Origin of the sequence: Methylobacterium hispanicum (assembly GCF_022179285.1) — a bacterium.
Classification (GTDB): Bacteria; Pseudomonadota; Alphaproteobacteria; order Rhizobiales; family Beijerinckiaceae; genus Methylobacterium; species Methylobacterium hispanicum.
This window is the reverse complement of the sequence record NZ_BPQO01000007.1, coordinates 106438-121071: the sequence shown is the minus strand read 5'-3', so window position 1 is coordinate 121071 and position 14634 is coordinate 106438. Positions and strand designations below refer to the sequence as shown.

Sequence of the window (14634 nt, the reverse complement as noted above, 5' to 3'; positions counted from 1 at the left end):
CTCGGGCTGGACTCTCCGCCCCGGCGGAGCCGGGGCGAAGAGTCCAATTGCAGGGCTCTGCCCTGCACCCGCGAAAGGTCTCGACCTTTCGAAACCAGGACCGGGCGCCTCAGCCGGCCTCGTCCGGCGCGGTCGCGCCGAAGATCGGCTCGAAGGCGGCGCGCAACTGCATGTCCACCTCGGGCAGGCTCACGATCTGGCCGAGATCGACGAGGCTCGTCACCCCGTGCTCGCGCACCCCGCAGGGCACGATGCCGGCAAAGTGCGAGAGATCCGGCTCGACGTTGAGGCTGATGCCGTGGAAGCTCACCCAGCGGCGCACCCGGATGCCGATCGCCGCGATCTTGTCCTCGACGCCCGGCCCCTTCTCGGGCCGCCGCACCCAGACGCCGACCCGGTCCTCGCGCCGCTCAGCGCGTACGTTGAAGGCGTCCAGCGTCGCGATCAGCCACGCCTCAAGGCAGGTCACGTAGGCGCGCAGGTCCGTGCGGCGGCGGTTGAGATCGAGCATCACGTAGGCCACCCGCTGGCCCGGCCCGTGATAGGTGTACTGCCCACCCCGGCCCGACGGGTAGACCGGGAAGCGGTCCGGCGCGACGAGGTCGGCGGGCTTGGCCGAAGTACCGGCCGTGTAGAGGGGTGGGTGCTCAAGCAGCCAGACGCACTCGTCCGCTTCTCCCCTGGCGATCGCGGCGGCGCGCGCCTCCATCCAGGCGACCGCCGCCTCGTAGTCGACGAGCCCGTCGCTCACCCGCCACGCCACCGGCGGGGTCCCTGAGCGGGGCAGGAAGGTCTCCGGTGCGGTCTCGAGACGCGAGGCGTTTACCAAGGCTTCACCATGTTGCGCGGAAGCTTCCCCGAGCACCGCTTCCGCGCGCGAGAGCGAGCGCCGGCCGGTGCCCCGGGTGACGAGAGCGCGGCGCGTGGCGGTTCTGGACAATCTGAAGGTCGATGTCACGGTGGTGCTCGGGCGCTGCCGCATGCCGCTGCACATGCTGCTGCGCATGGGCCGCGGCGCGGTGATCGAGCTGGAGGCCAGCGAGACCGACATGGTCGAGATCCTGGCCAACGACCACCCGATCGCCCGCGGCCAGATCGTGGTCACGGGCAGCCGCATCTCCGTCGAGGTGACCGAGCTGATCCGCAAGCCCGAGACCCTGCGCGCGCCCGGCACCTCGATCGGGGAGGGGGCCGCGCCCCTGTTCGAGCCGGGCGCCCAGAGCGCGTGATTTTCGGGCCGTTTCGCGCGAGCCCGCTTGTCGGGCCGGAATCGATCTGTTATTGCGCCGCTCACCGAGACGGACCGGCCAGCGAGGCCGCCGGATCGGACCAGCGGTCTCCCCTCGGGGTGCCGATGCGGCCATGGCGGAATTGGTAGACGCGCTAGCTTGAGGTGCTAGTCCCGCGAGGGGTGGAGGTTCGAGTCCTCTTGGCCGCACCAACCTTTACCGGTTGATGCTTCCCTCACTCAATATGATTCAAATCTCGTGAGCGGCGTCCGATGGCCCGCGCGCAGGTTCCCGCTCCGCCGACGCGCGTCGAGCAGATTCCCGGCATCGCTGATCCGCAGCCTCGCGCGCGGTGGCCGCACGCCTCCCATGGCCCGGCTCGGTAGAAACGCCGCGCACATCGAAAGAAGCGCTTAACCTTACACAAGGGTTCGATTCGGAATCTGGTATCTATAGTTGCAGCCAGAAGTTCTGCTCTTCGACAATCGAATTGTGTCGCGGTTGTTTCCCTGTACGGTCTCGATCGCGCCGGATGACAGGACGAGTCCCGCGCGGCCGCCGACGGAGACTGGCGGCCGGACCCGATACGTCCGGGCGATCTGAGGGGATCGAATGGAAATCCCGCGGCTTTTCTACACCTTCGGCGGCCCCGCGATGGCCCTCCTCGGCAGCCTGCCGGTCCTTCTGCGCCCGCGGGGCGCCGCCCCGCCGCTGCTCGACGGACCGCTGAAGCAGAACCACGATTTCCCGGCCGCCCAGCCGCGCGCGAAGTCCTACCTGCCGCTGCCCTCGCACATCGTCTCGGGCAACCCGCGCCAGACCAACACCGTGGTCTTCACCAGCCCGGACAGGCGCTACGCGGCCGGCATCTGGACCTGCGGCGTCGGCGCCTTCCGCATCGATTTCGAGCACGACGAGTTCATCCACCTCATCGCGGGCGCCGTCACCACGACCGACGCGGCGGGCGTGGCGACGAGCTACCGGGCGGGCGACGCCTTCGTGGCGCCGCGCGGCTGGTCGGGCACCTGGACCGTCACCGAGGCGGTGAAGAAGCACTACACGTGGTACAGGGCCGAGACGCCGGAGGCGTGAGCACGGAAACGGCGAAAGCCGCCCGAGGGCGGCTTGTCGTCGGCATCGGTGGTTGGGAAAATTGGAGCGGGCGAAGGGATTCGAACCCTCGACCCCAACCTTGGCAAGGTTGTGCTCTACCCCTGAGCTACACCCGCTCGCTTGTCCTGCTGGCACCCGCCGGACGAACCGGCCGGCGCCCCGCCGACGCCGGTCTCTAAACACCATTCCGCCGGCCGATGCAAGCGAAGCTTCGCCTGCGTCAGCCAAGAATCGCGCGCGCCGAGGCCGCCGCGGCGGCGGCCTGAAACGACGAAAGCCGCCCGAGGGCGGCTTGTCGTCGGCATCGGTGGTTGGGAAAATTGGAGCGGGCGAAGGGATTCGAACCCTCGACCCCAACCTTGGCAAGGTTGTGCTCTACCCCTGAGCTACACCCGCTCGCTTGTCCTGCTGGCGCTCGCCGGACGAACCGGCCGGCGCCCCGCCGACGCCGGTCTCTAAACACCATTCCGCCGGCCGGCGCAAGGGCGGCGAAGCGCGGCGGGGCCGAAAATCGTCGCCGCCGCCCTACCAGTGCGCGGCGGGATCGAGCCCCTCGCGGATCTCGCGCAGGCGCGCGGCGGTGCCCCGGGTCGTGCCCTCCGGCAGGGCGTCGAGGGGGAAGAAGGCGCAGGCCGCGATCTCGCGGTCCGGCCGCTTCTCGCGCAGCCGCGTCGCCGCGCTCGCCACGTAGAGCGCGACGTGGTCGCGGCGGGAGCCCGCGAGGTTGCGGTAGAAGCCGCGCAGGCGCAGCGCCTCCGGGGCGACGGCGAGTTCCGCCTCCTCGCGGAACTCGCGCAGCATCGCGTCCGCCGCGCTCTCGCCGACCTCGACGCCGCCGCCCGGCAGGTGCCAGCCCGCCACGTAGGTGTGGCGCACGAGGCAGACCCGGCCCGCCGCGTCGAAGGCCGCGCCGCGCACGCCGAGCGTCATGCCCCGGAGCGCGAGCGCCCCGAGGTGGAAGAGCCGCCGGGCGAGGGGGTTGTCGAGGAGCACCGGGTCAGACCACGTCGAGCACGATCGCGCCGAGCCCGGCGACCGACCCCGTCATGCGCTCGCCGCGCCGGACCGGGCCGACGCCCGAGGGCGTGCCGGTGAAGATCAGGTCGCCCGGCGCCAGCTCGAAATAGCCCGACAGGTAGGCGACCTGCTCGGCCACCGACCAGATCATCTCGGCGAGGTCGCCGCTCTGGCGCACCTGCCCGTCGACGGCCAGCGTGATCGCGCCGGACTCCGGGTGGCCGACCGCGGCGACCGGGTGGAGCGGGCCGATCGGCCCGGAGGCGTCGGCGGCCTTGCCGAGGTCCCAGGGGCGACGCAGCGCCTTGGCATCGTCCTGCAGGTCGCGCCGGGTCATGTCGAGGCCGACCGCGTAGCCGTATACGTGGTCGAGCGCCTGCTCCACGGGGATGTCGCGCCCGCCCCGGCCCAGCGCCACCACCATCTCGATCTCGAAGTGGTAGTTTTCCGTATGGGGCGGATAGGGGTGCTGCGCCGGCTCCGCGCCGACGATCTGGAGCGCGTCGGCGGGCTTCATGAAGAAGAAGGGCGGCTCGCGGTCGGGGTTGGCGCCCATCTCGCGGGCATGGGCAGCGTAGTTGCGCCCCACGCAGTAGACCCGCCGCACGGGGAAGAGGTCCGGGCTGCCGACGATCGGCAGGGCCGTGCGCGGCGGGTTCGGGATGACGGAGAGCATGCGTCGCCTCTGGCAGGACGGTCGTTGGGTGAGCGGGCGGGGACGATCCCCGGGCTTCCGCGGCCGGCGCGGACGGGCTACGCCCACAGCGCCGCGGATCCACATTAGGCCAGTGCGGCGCCCGCGCCAGCCCGGGCGGCGGGGTCGAGAGGCCGCCCGCGGGCGGGCACGATGCGAGGGGTTCCCGGATGGACGGCTTGCTCGACGCGCTGCGCGCCCGGCTCGGGGCGGCCCACATCCTCACCGCGCCGGGGGACGTCGCGCCCTACCTCGCCGAGCAGCGCCGCCTCTACCGGGGCGAGGCTCCGGCGGTCGCCCGGCCGGGCAGCACCGCGGAGGTCGCCTTCGCGGTGCGGGCCTGCGCCGAGGCCGGGGTGCCGGTGGTGGCGCAGGGCGGCAATACCGGGCTGGTCGGCGGCGGCGTCCCGCGGGGCGGCCTCGTTCTCGCGCTCGGCCGGATGGACCGAGTGCGGGCGATCGACCCGGTCGGCGCCACCGCGACGGTCGAGGCCGGGGTGATCCTCCAGCACCTGCAGGAGGCGGCCGAGGCGGCGGGGCTGCTGTTCCCGCTCTCCTACGCCTCGCGCGGCTCCGCCCGGATCGGCGGCGGCATCAGCACCAACGCGGGCGGCGTGCAGGTCCTGTCCTACGGCAACGCCCGCGACCTCGTGCTGGGGCTCGAGGTGGTGCTCGCCGACGGCCGAGTCTGGAACGGCCTGCGCAGCTTGCGCAAGGACAATGCCGGCTACGACCTGAAGCAGCTCTTCATCGGCTCGGAGGGCACACTCGGCATCGTCACGGCCGCGGTGCTCAGGCTGTTCCCGCGGCCGCGCTCGACCACGGTGGCCTTCGCGGGGCTGGCCTCGCCCGAGCGGGCACTCGCCCTGTTCGCGCATCTGCGCGCCGCCTGCGACCGGGACCTGACCGCCTTCGAGGTGATGCCGCCCTTCGGGCTAGATCTCGTCCTGGCGCACGCGCCGGGCGCGGTGCGCCCGCTGGCGGGCGCGCACGGGGCCTACGCGCTGGTGGAGTTGGCCTCGGCGCGGCCCGAGGCCGACACGCGGGCGGAGATGGAGGCGGCGCTCGCCGCCGCGCTGGAGGCCGGCATCGTCGAGGACGCGGCGGTCGGCGCGAGCGCCGCGCAGAACCGCGCGCTCTGGGCCTTGCGCGAGTCGCTGCCCGAGGCGCAGAAGCGGGCGGGCGCCTCGATCAAGCACGACGTCTCGGTGCCGCTCCCGAGCCTGCCCGCCTTCCTCGCGGAGGCCACCGCCGCCTGCGAGGCCGCGATGCCGGGCATCCGGGTCTGCGCCTTCGGGCATTTCGGCGACGGCAACGTCCACTTCAACCTGAGCCAGCCGCCCGGCATGGACCGCGAGGCCTTCCTCGCCGAGTGGGGCCGCTTCAACCGCATCGTGCACGACATCGTGCACGCGATGGACGGCTCGATCGCCGCCGAGCACGGGGTCGGGCTCCTGAAGCGCGCGGAGCTGGAGCGCTACGGCGACCCGGTCGGGCTCGACCTGATGCGGCGCCTCAAGGCGGCGCTCGACCCGCATGGGATCCTCAACCCGGGCAAGGTGGTGGGGGAGGGGCCAGCCGATCCGGGCCGGTGAGGCGCTGCTCTTTTCGCGCGCATGGGGCGTGCGACGGAGGACGCTTCGACCGCGCCGCTCGCCCTTCCCCCTCTGCGGGGGAGGGAGAGCACGGCACCCGCTCGCCCCATCGTGGTGCGCTGCAGCACACGGCCCCGAAATCCACCGCACCGCGCCACAAAGTCGCTCGATCCGGCACCCCATATGACACCCGTCGCGGGCTGTCGCAGACCCTGTGGAACCGGGGCGCTCCGTTCAGGAGAGCTTCAGCGTTATCCAGGCTTTAACGGCTCTCGCGGAGTTTGTTTCTCAAAGGGCCGGCAGCCTTCCGGCGATCGGGCCCGCCACTTGCTTCTCCGGTCCGGCGCCTTCGCATCTGCGAAGACGACGACGGCTCCCGCGAGAACACACGTTCAGGAGACCACCCGATGCCCACCTCCCAGGCCCGCGTCCACACCGCCGAGGCGAGCCGCTACCTGCAGCAGCTCTGCCGGCACTGGAGCCACAAGTTCCCGGTCGAGAGCACCCCGCAGCACGGCAAGGTGCCGTTCGGCGAGGACCGGGTCTGCACCTTCGAGGCGGAGCCTGACGCGCTGGTGATGCGCATCGCCACCCCCGACCCGGTCGGCCTGACGCGCCTGGAGAACGTGGTCGCCGACCACCTCGCCCGCTTCGCCTTCCGGGAGAGCCTCGGCGACATCACGTGGTCGCGCGCCGCTTGATTTTCGCCAGCCCCTGTACCGATCTTGCACCTGGGCCCGCCTGAGGGCCGGACCGCGAGGGACAGGGACGATGACGGGACATGCCGGGCCGCAGACGGATCCGCGGCTCGATCGGCTGGCCACGGTGGCCGTGCGGGTCGGGCTCAACCTGCAGCCCGGCCAGGAACTCGTGCTGACGGCGCCGATCGAGGCGCTGCCGCTCGCCCGCGCCATCACCCGCGAGGCCTACGCGGCGGGCGCCTCGCTGGTCACCACGCTGCTCGGCGACGACCAAGCCACGCTCGCCCGCTTCGCCCACGCGCCGGACGCCGCCTTCGACACGGCCGCCGGCTGGCTCTACGCCGGCATGGCCGAGGCCTACCGCAACGGCGCGGCGCGGCTCGCGATCAGCGGCGACGACCCCACGCTGCTCACCGGCCAGGATCCCGAGAAGGTGGCGCGCGCCAACCGCGCCCGCTCCAAGGCCTACGTGCCGGCCCTCGAACTCATCGCCAACTTCGCCACCAACTGGACCATCGTCTCGGCCGCGACCCCGGCCTGGGCCCGCACGGTCTTCCCCGACCTGCCGGAGGACCGGGCGGTGGCCCGGCTCTGGGACGCCGTCTTCGCGGCCTCGCGGGTCGACGGCCCGGACCCGCTCGGCGCCTGGGCGCGGCACAACGCCGACCTGCACGCCCGCAAGGACCGGCTCAACGCCGAGCGTTTCGCCGCGCTCCGCTTCCAGGGCCCCGGCACCGACCTCACGGTGGGGCTCGCCGACGACCACGAATGGTGCGGGGGCGCGGCGACCTCGCGCAGCGGCATCACCTGCAACGCCAACATCCCGACCGAGGAGGTCTTCACCACGCCGCACCGGCTGCGGGTGGACGGGCACGTCACCAGCACCAAGCCGCTCTCCTACCAGGGCACGCTGATCGACGGGATCGCGGTGCGCTTCGCGGAGGGGCGGATCGTGGAATCGCGCGCCCGCACCGGCGCCGACGTGCTCGCCCGGGTGCTCGACACCGACGAGGGCGCGCGCCGCCTCGGCGAGGTCGCGCTGGTGCCGGCCTCCTCGGCGATCTCGGCCTCGGGGCTCTTGTTCTACAACACGCTCTACGACGAGAACGCGGCGAGCCACATCGCGCTGGGCCAGGCCTACAGCAAATGCTTCCGCAACGGCGGCGCCGATTTCGGCGAGGACGACCTCGCGGCCCGCGGCGCCAACCGCAGCCTGATCCACATCGACTGGATGATCGGCTCGGCCGAGATCGACGTGGACGGCATCCGCGAGGACGGACAGGCCGTGCCGGTGATGCGCCGGGGCGAGTGGGCCTGAGCGCCAGCGCAACCCTCCCCCCTCTGCGGGGGAGGGTGCCGAGCGGAGCGAGGCGGGAGAGGGGACGGCGCTTCAGGCACGAGCGCAACGTCGATGCCGAGGCTGTCTTGAACCCGGGCCCTCCTCTCTGCGGGACTTCGTCCCGACCGACCCCTGCTGACGCAGGGGCCACCCTCCCCCGCGGAGGGGGGAGGGAGCCTCACGCGCTCCCGGTCGCCACCGGCCGGCACTGGTCCGCCCCCCATTCCGACCACGACCCGTCGTAGAGGCTGCGGGCCGGGTGCCCGAGCGTCTCCAGCGCCAGCGCGATGATCGCCGCGGTCACGCCCGAGCCGCAGGTCGTGAGTACCGGCCGCTCTGGATCGACTCCTGCCTCGGCGAAGATGGCGCGCAGCTCGTCGGGCCGCTTCATGTGCCCGTCGCGCAGCAGGCTCGCATAGTGGAGGTTGCGTGCCCCCGGCATGTGGCCCGGCCGCACGCCGGGGCGGGGCTCGGCCTCCTCCCCGCGGAAGCGCGGCGCCGAGCGGGCATCGACCACTTGGGTGGTGCCCCCCGCGAGCGCCCGGGCCACGTCCCCCGCATCCGCCACCGCGCCGTGGTCGAGCCGAGCGCTGAAATGTCGCCGCTCGCGCGGGCCCGGGGCGCCGTCCTCGGTCGGATAGCCGGCGGCGATCCAGGCGGGAAGCCCGCCGTCGAGCACCAGCGCGTCGCCCACCCCGAAGGTGCGCAGCATCCACCAGACCCGCGGGGCCGAGAACAGGCCCATCCCGTCGTAGACCACGATCTGCTGCCCGTCGCCGACGCCGAGCGCGCGCATCCGCGAGGCGAAGACCTCCGGGCGCGGCAGCATGTGCGGGAGCGCCGAGGTCTCGTCGCTCATCCGGTCGATGTCGAAGCGTACGGCCCGCGGGATGTGGGCCGCCAGATACTCGGCCTCGGGGTCGCGCCCGGCGGCCGGCAGGTACCAAGAGCCGTCGAGCACCACGAGGTCGGGCGCGTCGAGGCGCTGGTGTAGCCAGTCGGCGGAGACGAGGGGCGAGGCCATGCGGGTCCGTGTCCTGTGATCGGACCGCCACTCAAACACATCCGGCCGCCCGGCGCGACGGGGGCCTCAGCGGGCGCCGTAATAGTCCCGGTACCATGTGACGAAGGCCGGGATGCCGACCGCGATCGGCGTCTCCGGCACCGCGCCGACGAGGCGGGCCAGCAACTCGGTCGAGGCCTGCGTGCGCGGCACGTCGCCGGGCGGCAGCGGCTTGAGGACGCGCTCGGCCCGCCGCCCGAGCGCCCGCTCCAGCGCGTCGATCATCGCATCGACGCGCACCGGCCGGCCGCCGCCGATATTGACGAGCCGGTAGGCCGCGCTGGGGCTCAGCGTGTCCTCGGGCCCGACGGGTGCGCCCTGGCCGGGGCGCGGCGGGGGGGCGTCCACGAGGCGGCGCACGGCCTCCACGAGGTCGTCGATATAGGTGAAGTCCCGCTCCGCCGCGCCGCCCGCGAAGACCTCGATCGGCTCGCCCGCCAGGATCTTGCCGGTGAACAGGAACAGCGCCATGTCGGGCCGGCCCCAGGGCCCGTAGACGGTGAAGAAGCGGAAGGCCGTCGTCGGGATGGCGAAGAGGTGGCTGTAGGAATGCGCCATCGCCTCCATGGCGAGCTTGGTCGCGGCGTAGAAGGTCAGCGGGCTCACCGCCCGGTCGGTCTCGCGGAAGGGCAGGGCCGCGTTGCCGCCGTAGGCCGAGCTCGTCGAGGCCAGCAGCAGGTGGCGCACCGGGTTGGCGCGCACCGCCTCCAGCAGGTTGAAGCTGCCCACGAGGTTGGAATCGGCGTAGGCCTGCGGGTTCTCCAGGCTGTAGCGCACGCCGGCCTGGGCGGCGAGGTGGACCACGACCTCCGGGCTCGCCCGACCCAGGAGGTCGCCGAGCAGGCCCGGCGTCTCCAGCCGGCCCTCGACGGGGGTGAAGCCGGGCAGGCGCGCCAGATCCGCGTGCCGGGCCCGCTTCAGGCCGACATCGTAGTAGTCCGAGAAGGCGTCGAGGCCGGTGACGGCGTGGCCCTCGGCGAGCAGGCGCCGGCAGAGATGGTAGCCGATGAACCCGGCCGAGCCGGTCACGAGGACGCGCATCGCCTCTCTCCCGCGGCCCGGAGCGCCGCGCGGGGCCGTCGGCCGGACGCCTACACCGCCCGACGATGCGGCTCAAGCGCCGGGTCGGGCGCCCGGACCGGGCCTGATTCGGCGCCGGCTCGCCGCCGCAGGGTCGGCGCGGCTCGCAAAAACCACGGGCGAGGGTTGCGATGGCCACATGACCGGGCGTCCGGCGGGCGGGGCCCGGACCGGGACCGACACCTGATTTCGGCGCGCCGATTTCCGGCGCAACCCGCGACGGCACGCAGCGAACACACTATAGGAACCCGCCAGGACTGTCCGGAACCGCCGGACCCCGGCGGCGCGGCGGGCGGCCTCTGACGGCAACGCTTGTGCGCGGCCGGGCCGACGCGCGGCCGGTCTTGTTTTCCCGCGCCGGAATCCCAGCTACAACAATACGATGACGCCTGCGTGCCGTCCCGGACGGGATCGGGCCGGTGCCCGACCCGGCACCGGCCGCGCAGATTCCACGGCCATGTCCCTGCCGGGCCGGCGCCCCGAGACGGCAGGATCCCGGAACCCTCTCAAGTCGCCCGATGAACCAACTCGTCCGCATGTCCCAGATCGGCGAAGCCGAGACCATCAAGGAGCCCTCCGCCGACCTGCGCGTGCCCTTCGCGCAGTCGGGGGCCTTCGTCTGCAAGTTCATCATCGGCGAGCCGACCGAGCGCGCCGTCTGCTGCGGCGCGCCCGTGCAGGACGGCAAGAGCTGGTGCGCCTACCACCGCCGCATCGTCTTCGAGCCGACCCGGCCCGGCCGCATCCGCTGACCGCGCCGGCCTCGCGCCTCAGTCGAGATCCTCGTCGTCCCCGCGCGGGCGGTAGATCCTGAGGACGCGCCCGTCCGGATAGGCCACGTGGCGCCCGCGCACCGCGAGGTAGCCGGCCTCCTCGGCGCTCCAGAGGCGCTCCAGCCGCGGGTCCCGCGCATCGTAGGCCCGCGGCATCGGGTAGTCGGGCTGCGCCGCCGGCTCGGTGGGCGGCCAGTCCCGGTCGTACGGCCGCGCGACCCGGACCGGCCGCACGACGGCGCGCCGCGCGCTCCGCTCGGGTCGCACCACCGGCCGGGCCGCGACCGCGCGGCGGGACGGTGCGGCACGCGCCGTCCGCGCGGGTTTCCTCGCGGCTATCTCGGCCCGTGCGGGCGCGGCGGCAAGCTTGGCATCGGGCTTGGCGGACACCTTGGCAGAGGACTTGGCGGATGCCTTCGCGGCAACCGCCTCGGCGGCGGGCCCGCCCGCCCGTGCCGGCTCGGCGCGGGGCGGCGAGACGGCGGCCGGGGCGCCGGGCTTCGGGGGCGGATCCGTCCAGGTTCCGGCCGACGGTTCGGCGCGCGCGCCGGACTGCACGAGGACGAGGGCGGCCAGGGCGAGGCCCAGCCCGAGAGGGGATCGGAACGGCATCGGCATCCCTCCGTATGGCGGCGCGGGCCGGGAGCCCGATCACCATACGGTGAAGACTACCGAAAACACGGCCGGGCGTCCACGCGCCGCACGACGAAGATCAGTCCGCACTCTGTCGGCTCCGGACCAAGTCCAGGCTCGCGCCTGGACTTGGTTCGTCCGGTGACTTGCCTCGCGGCGTGACTTGCCTCGTCTTGCGCCGGGCGCGGCTCCGCTGCCGCGATCCGGCCGGCCCCTACTCGGCCGGCACGCCGTGCTGCGGCGGGCGCACGGTCCCGGGCTCCGCGCTCTCCCGCATCCCGGCCTCGACGTCGCGGCGGCGGAAGAGCCGCATCACCACCACGAAGAAGACCGGCACGAAGAACACCGCCAAGACGGTCGCCGAGATCATGCCGCCCATCACGCCGGTGCCGATCGCCTGCTGACTCTTCGAGGCCGCGCCCGTGGCGACGGCCAGCGGCACCACGCCGAAGATGAAGGCGAGCGAGGTCATCACGATCGGCCGGAAGCGCAGCGTCGCCGCCTCGATCGTCGCCTCGACGATGTTGGTCCCCGGCTTCCAGAGGTCCTTGGCAAACTCCACGATCAGGATCGCGTTCTTGGCCGAGAGGCCGATGATCGTGATCAGCCCGATCTTGAAGTAGACGTCGTTCGGCAGGCCGCGCAGATACACCGCCGCGACCGAGCCGATCACGCCGAGCGGGATGACGAGCAGCACCGAGAACGGGATCGCCCAGCTCTCGTAGAGCGCCGCCAGGCACAGGAACACGATCAGCACCGAGAGGGCGAGCAGCAGCGAGGCCTGGGAGCCCGCCTGCTTCTCCTGCAGCGACTGGCCGGTCCAGGTGTAGCCGAAGCCCTTGGGCAGTTGGCCCATCAGCCGTTCCATCTCGGCGATCGCCTCGCCGGACGTGTAGCCCTTGGCCGGCTCGCCGGTGAAGCGCACCGACTGGTAGCCGTTGAAGCCCACGATCTGGCTCGGGCCCATGCTCCACTTGAGGTCGGCGAAGGAGGACATCGGCACCATGGTGCCCTGGCTGTTCTTCACCGCGTAGTTGAGGATGTCCGCGGCCTGCATGCGCTGCAGCTGCTCGGCCTGCACGTAGACGCGCTGCATCTTGCCCCGGTTCGGGAAGTCGTTGGTGTAGACCGAGCCGAGGTTCACCTGGATCGTGGCGTTGATGTCCTCGAACTTCACGCCCAGAGCCGCCGCCTTCTCGCGGTCGATGATCAGCTCGGCCTGGGGGGTCGCCGGCAGGCCCTCGATCTTCACCTTCTGCAGGATCGGGCTCTGTTGCGCGATCTTGAGGAGCTGGGCCTCGGCCGCCGCCAGCGCCGAGTAGCCCCGCTGCGCCCGGTCCTGCAGGCGGAACGAGAAGCCCGCCGCGTTGCCGAGGTTGTCCACCGGCGGCGGCTCCTGCGCGTCGATGATCGCGTCGCGGTAGCCGGCGAGCGCCGCGTTGGTACCGGCCACCAGGGCGGCGGCGGAGTTGTCGGCGTCGCGCTCGGACCAGGGCTTGAGGGTGACGAAGGCCTGGCTCAGGTTCGGGCCCTGGCCCGAGAACGAGAAGCCGTTGAGCATCGTCACGGTGGCGACGCCGGGTTGGGCGAGCAGGTGCTCCTCGACCTTGCGCACCGCCGCCTGCGTGCGGTTGTAGGAAGCGCCCGGCGGAGTCTGGATGTCGACCGTGAAGAAGCCCTGGTCCTCGATCGGCAGGAAGCCCTCGGGCAGGCGCAGGAAGGCGTAGCCGACGCCCGCCACCAGCGCGAGGTAGACCAGCATCACCCGGCCGGACTTCCGGATGAACCAGCGGGTGCCGCGGCCGTAGCGCGCGGTCTCGCGGTCCACCACCCGGTTGAACCAGCCGAAGAAGCCGCCCTTGGCGTGGCCGTGGCCCTTCTCGATGGGCTTCAGGAGCGTGGCGCAGAGCGCGGGCGTCAGGGTCAGGGCGAGCAGCGCCGAGAAGGCGATGGAGGTGACCATCGCGATCGAGAACTGCCGGTAGATGATGCCGACCGAGCCGGGGAAGAAGGCCATCGGGATGAACACCGCGACCAGCACCAGCGTGATGCCGATGATGGCGCCGGTGATCTGGTCCATGGCCTTGCGGGTGGCCTCCTTCGGATGGAGACCCTCCTCGTTCATGATGCGCTCGACGTTCTCGACGACGACGATGGCGTCGTCGACCAGGATGCCGATCGCCAGCACCATGCCGAACATGGTGAGCACGTTGATCGAGAACCCTGCGAGCAGCATCACCGTGACGGTGCCCATGAGCGCGATCGGCACGACGATGGTGGGGATCAGCGTGTAGCGGATGTTCTGCAGGAACAGGAACATCACGATGAAGACCAGCACCACCGCCTCGACGAGGGTGTGCAGCACCTTCTCGATCGAGGCCTCGACGGCGGGCGTGATGTCGTAGGGGATGTCCCATTTCAGGCCCGGCGGGAAGAACTGGGCCAGCTCCTCCATCTTGGCGCGGATGCCCCGGGCGGTCTCCAGCGCGTTGCCGTCGGGCGCCAGCGTCACCGAGATGCCGGCCGCCTCGCCACCGTTCAGCCGCGTCGAGAACTGGTAGGCGTCGCCGCCGAGCTCGATCCGCGAGACGTCGCGCAGGCGCACGTTCGAGCCGTCGGGGTTGGCCCGGAGCACGATCGCGCCGAAATCATCCACCGTGCTGAGCTGGCCCTTCACGATGATCGGCGCGAAGACCGCGTGATCGACCGGGCTCGGCTGGGCGCCGACCGCGCCGGAGGCGATCTGGATGTTCTGGTTGCGGATCGCGTCGGTGACGTCCTCGGGCGTCAGCGAGAGGCCGCGCAGCTTGTCCGGATCGACCCAGACCCGGAGCGAGCGCTCGGTCGAGTAGAGGGTCGCGCGGCCGACCCCGGGGATGCGCCGGATCTCGTTGATCACGTTGCGGATCAGGAAGTCGCCGAGCCCGATCTCGTCCATCTTCCCGTCGGTCGAGACCAGCGTGATGATGTTGAGCGTGGCCGCCGAGGCCTCCTCGACCAGGATGCCGTTCTGGCGCACCTCCGCGGGCAGGCGGGCCTCGACGCGCTTGAGGCGGTTCTGCACCTCGACGGAGGCCAGCGCCGGGTCGGTGCCGGGCTGGAAGGTCGCCGTGATGTTGATCGAGCCGAACGAGTCGGTGGTCGACTCGAAGCTCATGATGTTGGCCGCCCCGTTCAGCTCGTCCTCGATGAGCCGGGTGGTGCCCGTGTAGAGGCTCTCGACCGAGGCGCCCGGGAAGGCGGTGGAGAGCGCGATCGAGGGCGGGGCGATCACCGGGTACTGCGCGATCGGCAGCATCGGGATCGAGAGGGCGCCGCCCAGGATGATGAACAGCGCGACGACCCAGGCGAAGACCGGGCGGTCGATGAAGAAGCGTGCCATGGCTCAGACTCCCCG

At 72.1% G+C, this 14634-nt stretch carries 13 protein-coding genes and 3 tRNA genes; 7 read left to right on the top strand and 9 right to left on the bottom strand.

Annotated features, from left to right (window positions below; genetic code table 11):
• Nucleotides 1-109 precede the first annotated feature (109 nt).
• Entirely contained in the window at nt 110-829 is a 720-nt protein-coding gene (gene lipB, locus MFF56_RS10215) for a lipoyl(octanoyl) transferase LipB (RefSeq protein WP_082773129.1), read from the bottom strand.
• Nucleotides 830-923: 94 nt separating this feature from the next.
• Between lipB and MFF56_RS10210 the strand changes: the two genes are divergently transcribed.
• From MFF56_RS10210 to MFF56_RS10200, 3 genes are all read left to right on the top strand, one after another.
• Nucleotides 924-1229, top strand: coding sequence for a FliM/FliN family flagellar motor switch protein (locus MFF56_RS10210; RefSeq protein WP_066923994.1), 306 nt, complete (start codon nt 924-926; stop codon nt 1227-1229).
• Nucleotides 1230-1356: 127 nt separating this feature from the next.
• Nucleotides 1357-1441: transfer RNA gene (locus tag MFF56_RS10205), tRNA-Leu, on the top strand.
• Nucleotides 1442-1841: 400 nt separating this feature from the next.
• Nucleotides 1842-2321: a cupin domain-containing protein gene (locus MFF56_RS10200; protein ID WP_066923992.1), complete on the top strand. Its 480-nt coding sequence runs from the start codon at nt 1842-1844 to the stop codon at nt 2319-2321.
• 62 nt (nt 2322-2383) lie between these two features.
• Here MFF56_RS10200 and MFF56_RS10195 read toward each other — a convergent pair.
• The 4 genes from MFF56_RS10195 to MFF56_RS10180 all read right to left on the bottom strand — a co-directional run bounded on the left by MFF56_RS10195 (nt 2384) and on the right by MFF56_RS10180 (nt 4035).
• Nucleotides 2384-2458 (bottom strand) — tRNA-Gly (locus MFF56_RS10195).
• A gap of 205 nt (nt 2459-2663) precedes the next feature.
• Nucleotides 2664-2738: transfer RNA gene (locus MFF56_RS10190), tRNA-Gly, on the bottom strand.
• Between the two features lie 129 nt (nt 2739-2867).
• The gene (locus MFF56_RS10185) at nt 2868-3335 is read right to left on the bottom strand and encodes an NUDIX domain-containing protein (protein ID WP_066926714.1); all 468 of its coding nucleotides are present in this window, start codon (nt 3333-3335) and stop codon (nt 2868-2870) included.
• Between the two features lie 4 nt (nt 3336-3339).
• The gene (locus MFF56_RS10180; RefSeq protein WP_238229979.1) at nt 3340-4035 is read right to left on the bottom strand and encodes a fumarylacetoacetate hydrolase family protein; all 696 of its coding nucleotides are present in this window, start codon (nt 4033-4035) and stop codon (nt 3340-3342) included.
• A gap of 188 nt (nt 4036-4223) precedes the next feature.
• Between MFF56_RS10180 and MFF56_RS10175 the strand changes: the two genes are divergently transcribed.
• The 3 genes from MFF56_RS10175 (at nt 4224) to MFF56_RS10165 (ending at nt 7667) form a co-directional block, all read left to right on the top strand.
• Nucleotides 4224-5648: an FAD-binding oxidoreductase gene (locus MFF56_RS10175; protein WP_066919910.1), complete on the top strand. Its 1425-nt coding sequence runs from the start codon at nt 4224-4226 to the stop codon at nt 5646-5648.
• Nucleotides 5649-6055: 407 nt separating this feature from the next.
• A complete protein-coding gene (locus MFF56_RS10170) occupies nt 6056-6349 on the top strand; it encodes a DUF2218 domain-containing protein (protein WP_066919908.1) in 294 nt (97 codons plus the stop codon).
• Between the two features lie 70 nt (nt 6350-6419).
• Nucleotides 6420-7667 carry an aminopeptidase gene (locus tag MFF56_RS10165; RefSeq protein WP_066919906.1) on the top strand — a complete coding sequence of 416 codons (1248 nt, stop codon included), beginning with the start codon at nt 6420-6422 and terminating at the stop codon, nt 7665-7667.
• Nucleotides 7668-7866: 199 nt separating this feature from the next.
• On the opposite strand, the gene sseA is transcribed toward MFF56_RS10165, so the two are convergent.
• A complete protein-coding gene (gene sseA / locus MFF56_RS10160; protein ID WP_066927542.1) occupies nt 7867-8712 on the bottom strand; it encodes a 3-mercaptopyruvate sulfurtransferase in 846 nt (281 codons plus the stop codon).
• Between the two features lie 66 nt (nt 8713-8778).
• Entirely contained in the window at nt 8779-9792 is a 1014-nt protein-coding gene (locus tag MFF56_RS10155) for an NAD-dependent epimerase/dehydratase family protein (RefSeq protein ID WP_238229978.1), read from the bottom strand.
• 557 nt (nt 9793-10349) lie between these two features.
• Between MFF56_RS10155 and MFF56_RS10150 the strand changes: the two genes are divergently transcribed.
• Nucleotides 10350-10583, top strand: a complete 234-nt coding sequence (locus MFF56_RS10150) for a GcrA family cell cycle regulator (protein ID WP_066924708.1) — start codon at nt 10350-10352, stop codon at nt 10581-10583.
• 18 nt (nt 10584-10601) lie between these two features.
• Here MFF56_RS10150 and MFF56_RS10145 read toward each other — a convergent pair whose 3' ends face one another.
• Nucleotides 10602-11216, bottom strand: a complete 615-nt coding sequence (locus MFF56_RS10145) for a hypothetical protein (RefSeq protein WP_156453868.1) — start codon at nt 11214-11216, stop codon at nt 10602-10604.
• A 235-nt stretch (nt 11217-11451) separates the two neighbouring features.
• Nucleotides 11452-14619 (bottom strand): multidrug efflux RND transporter permease subunit, encoded by a 3168-nt coding sequence (locus MFF56_RS10140; protein WP_066924704.1) that lies wholly within the window; start codon nt 14617-14619, stop codon nt 11452-11454.
• Nucleotides 14620-14634 lie beyond the last annotated feature (15 nt).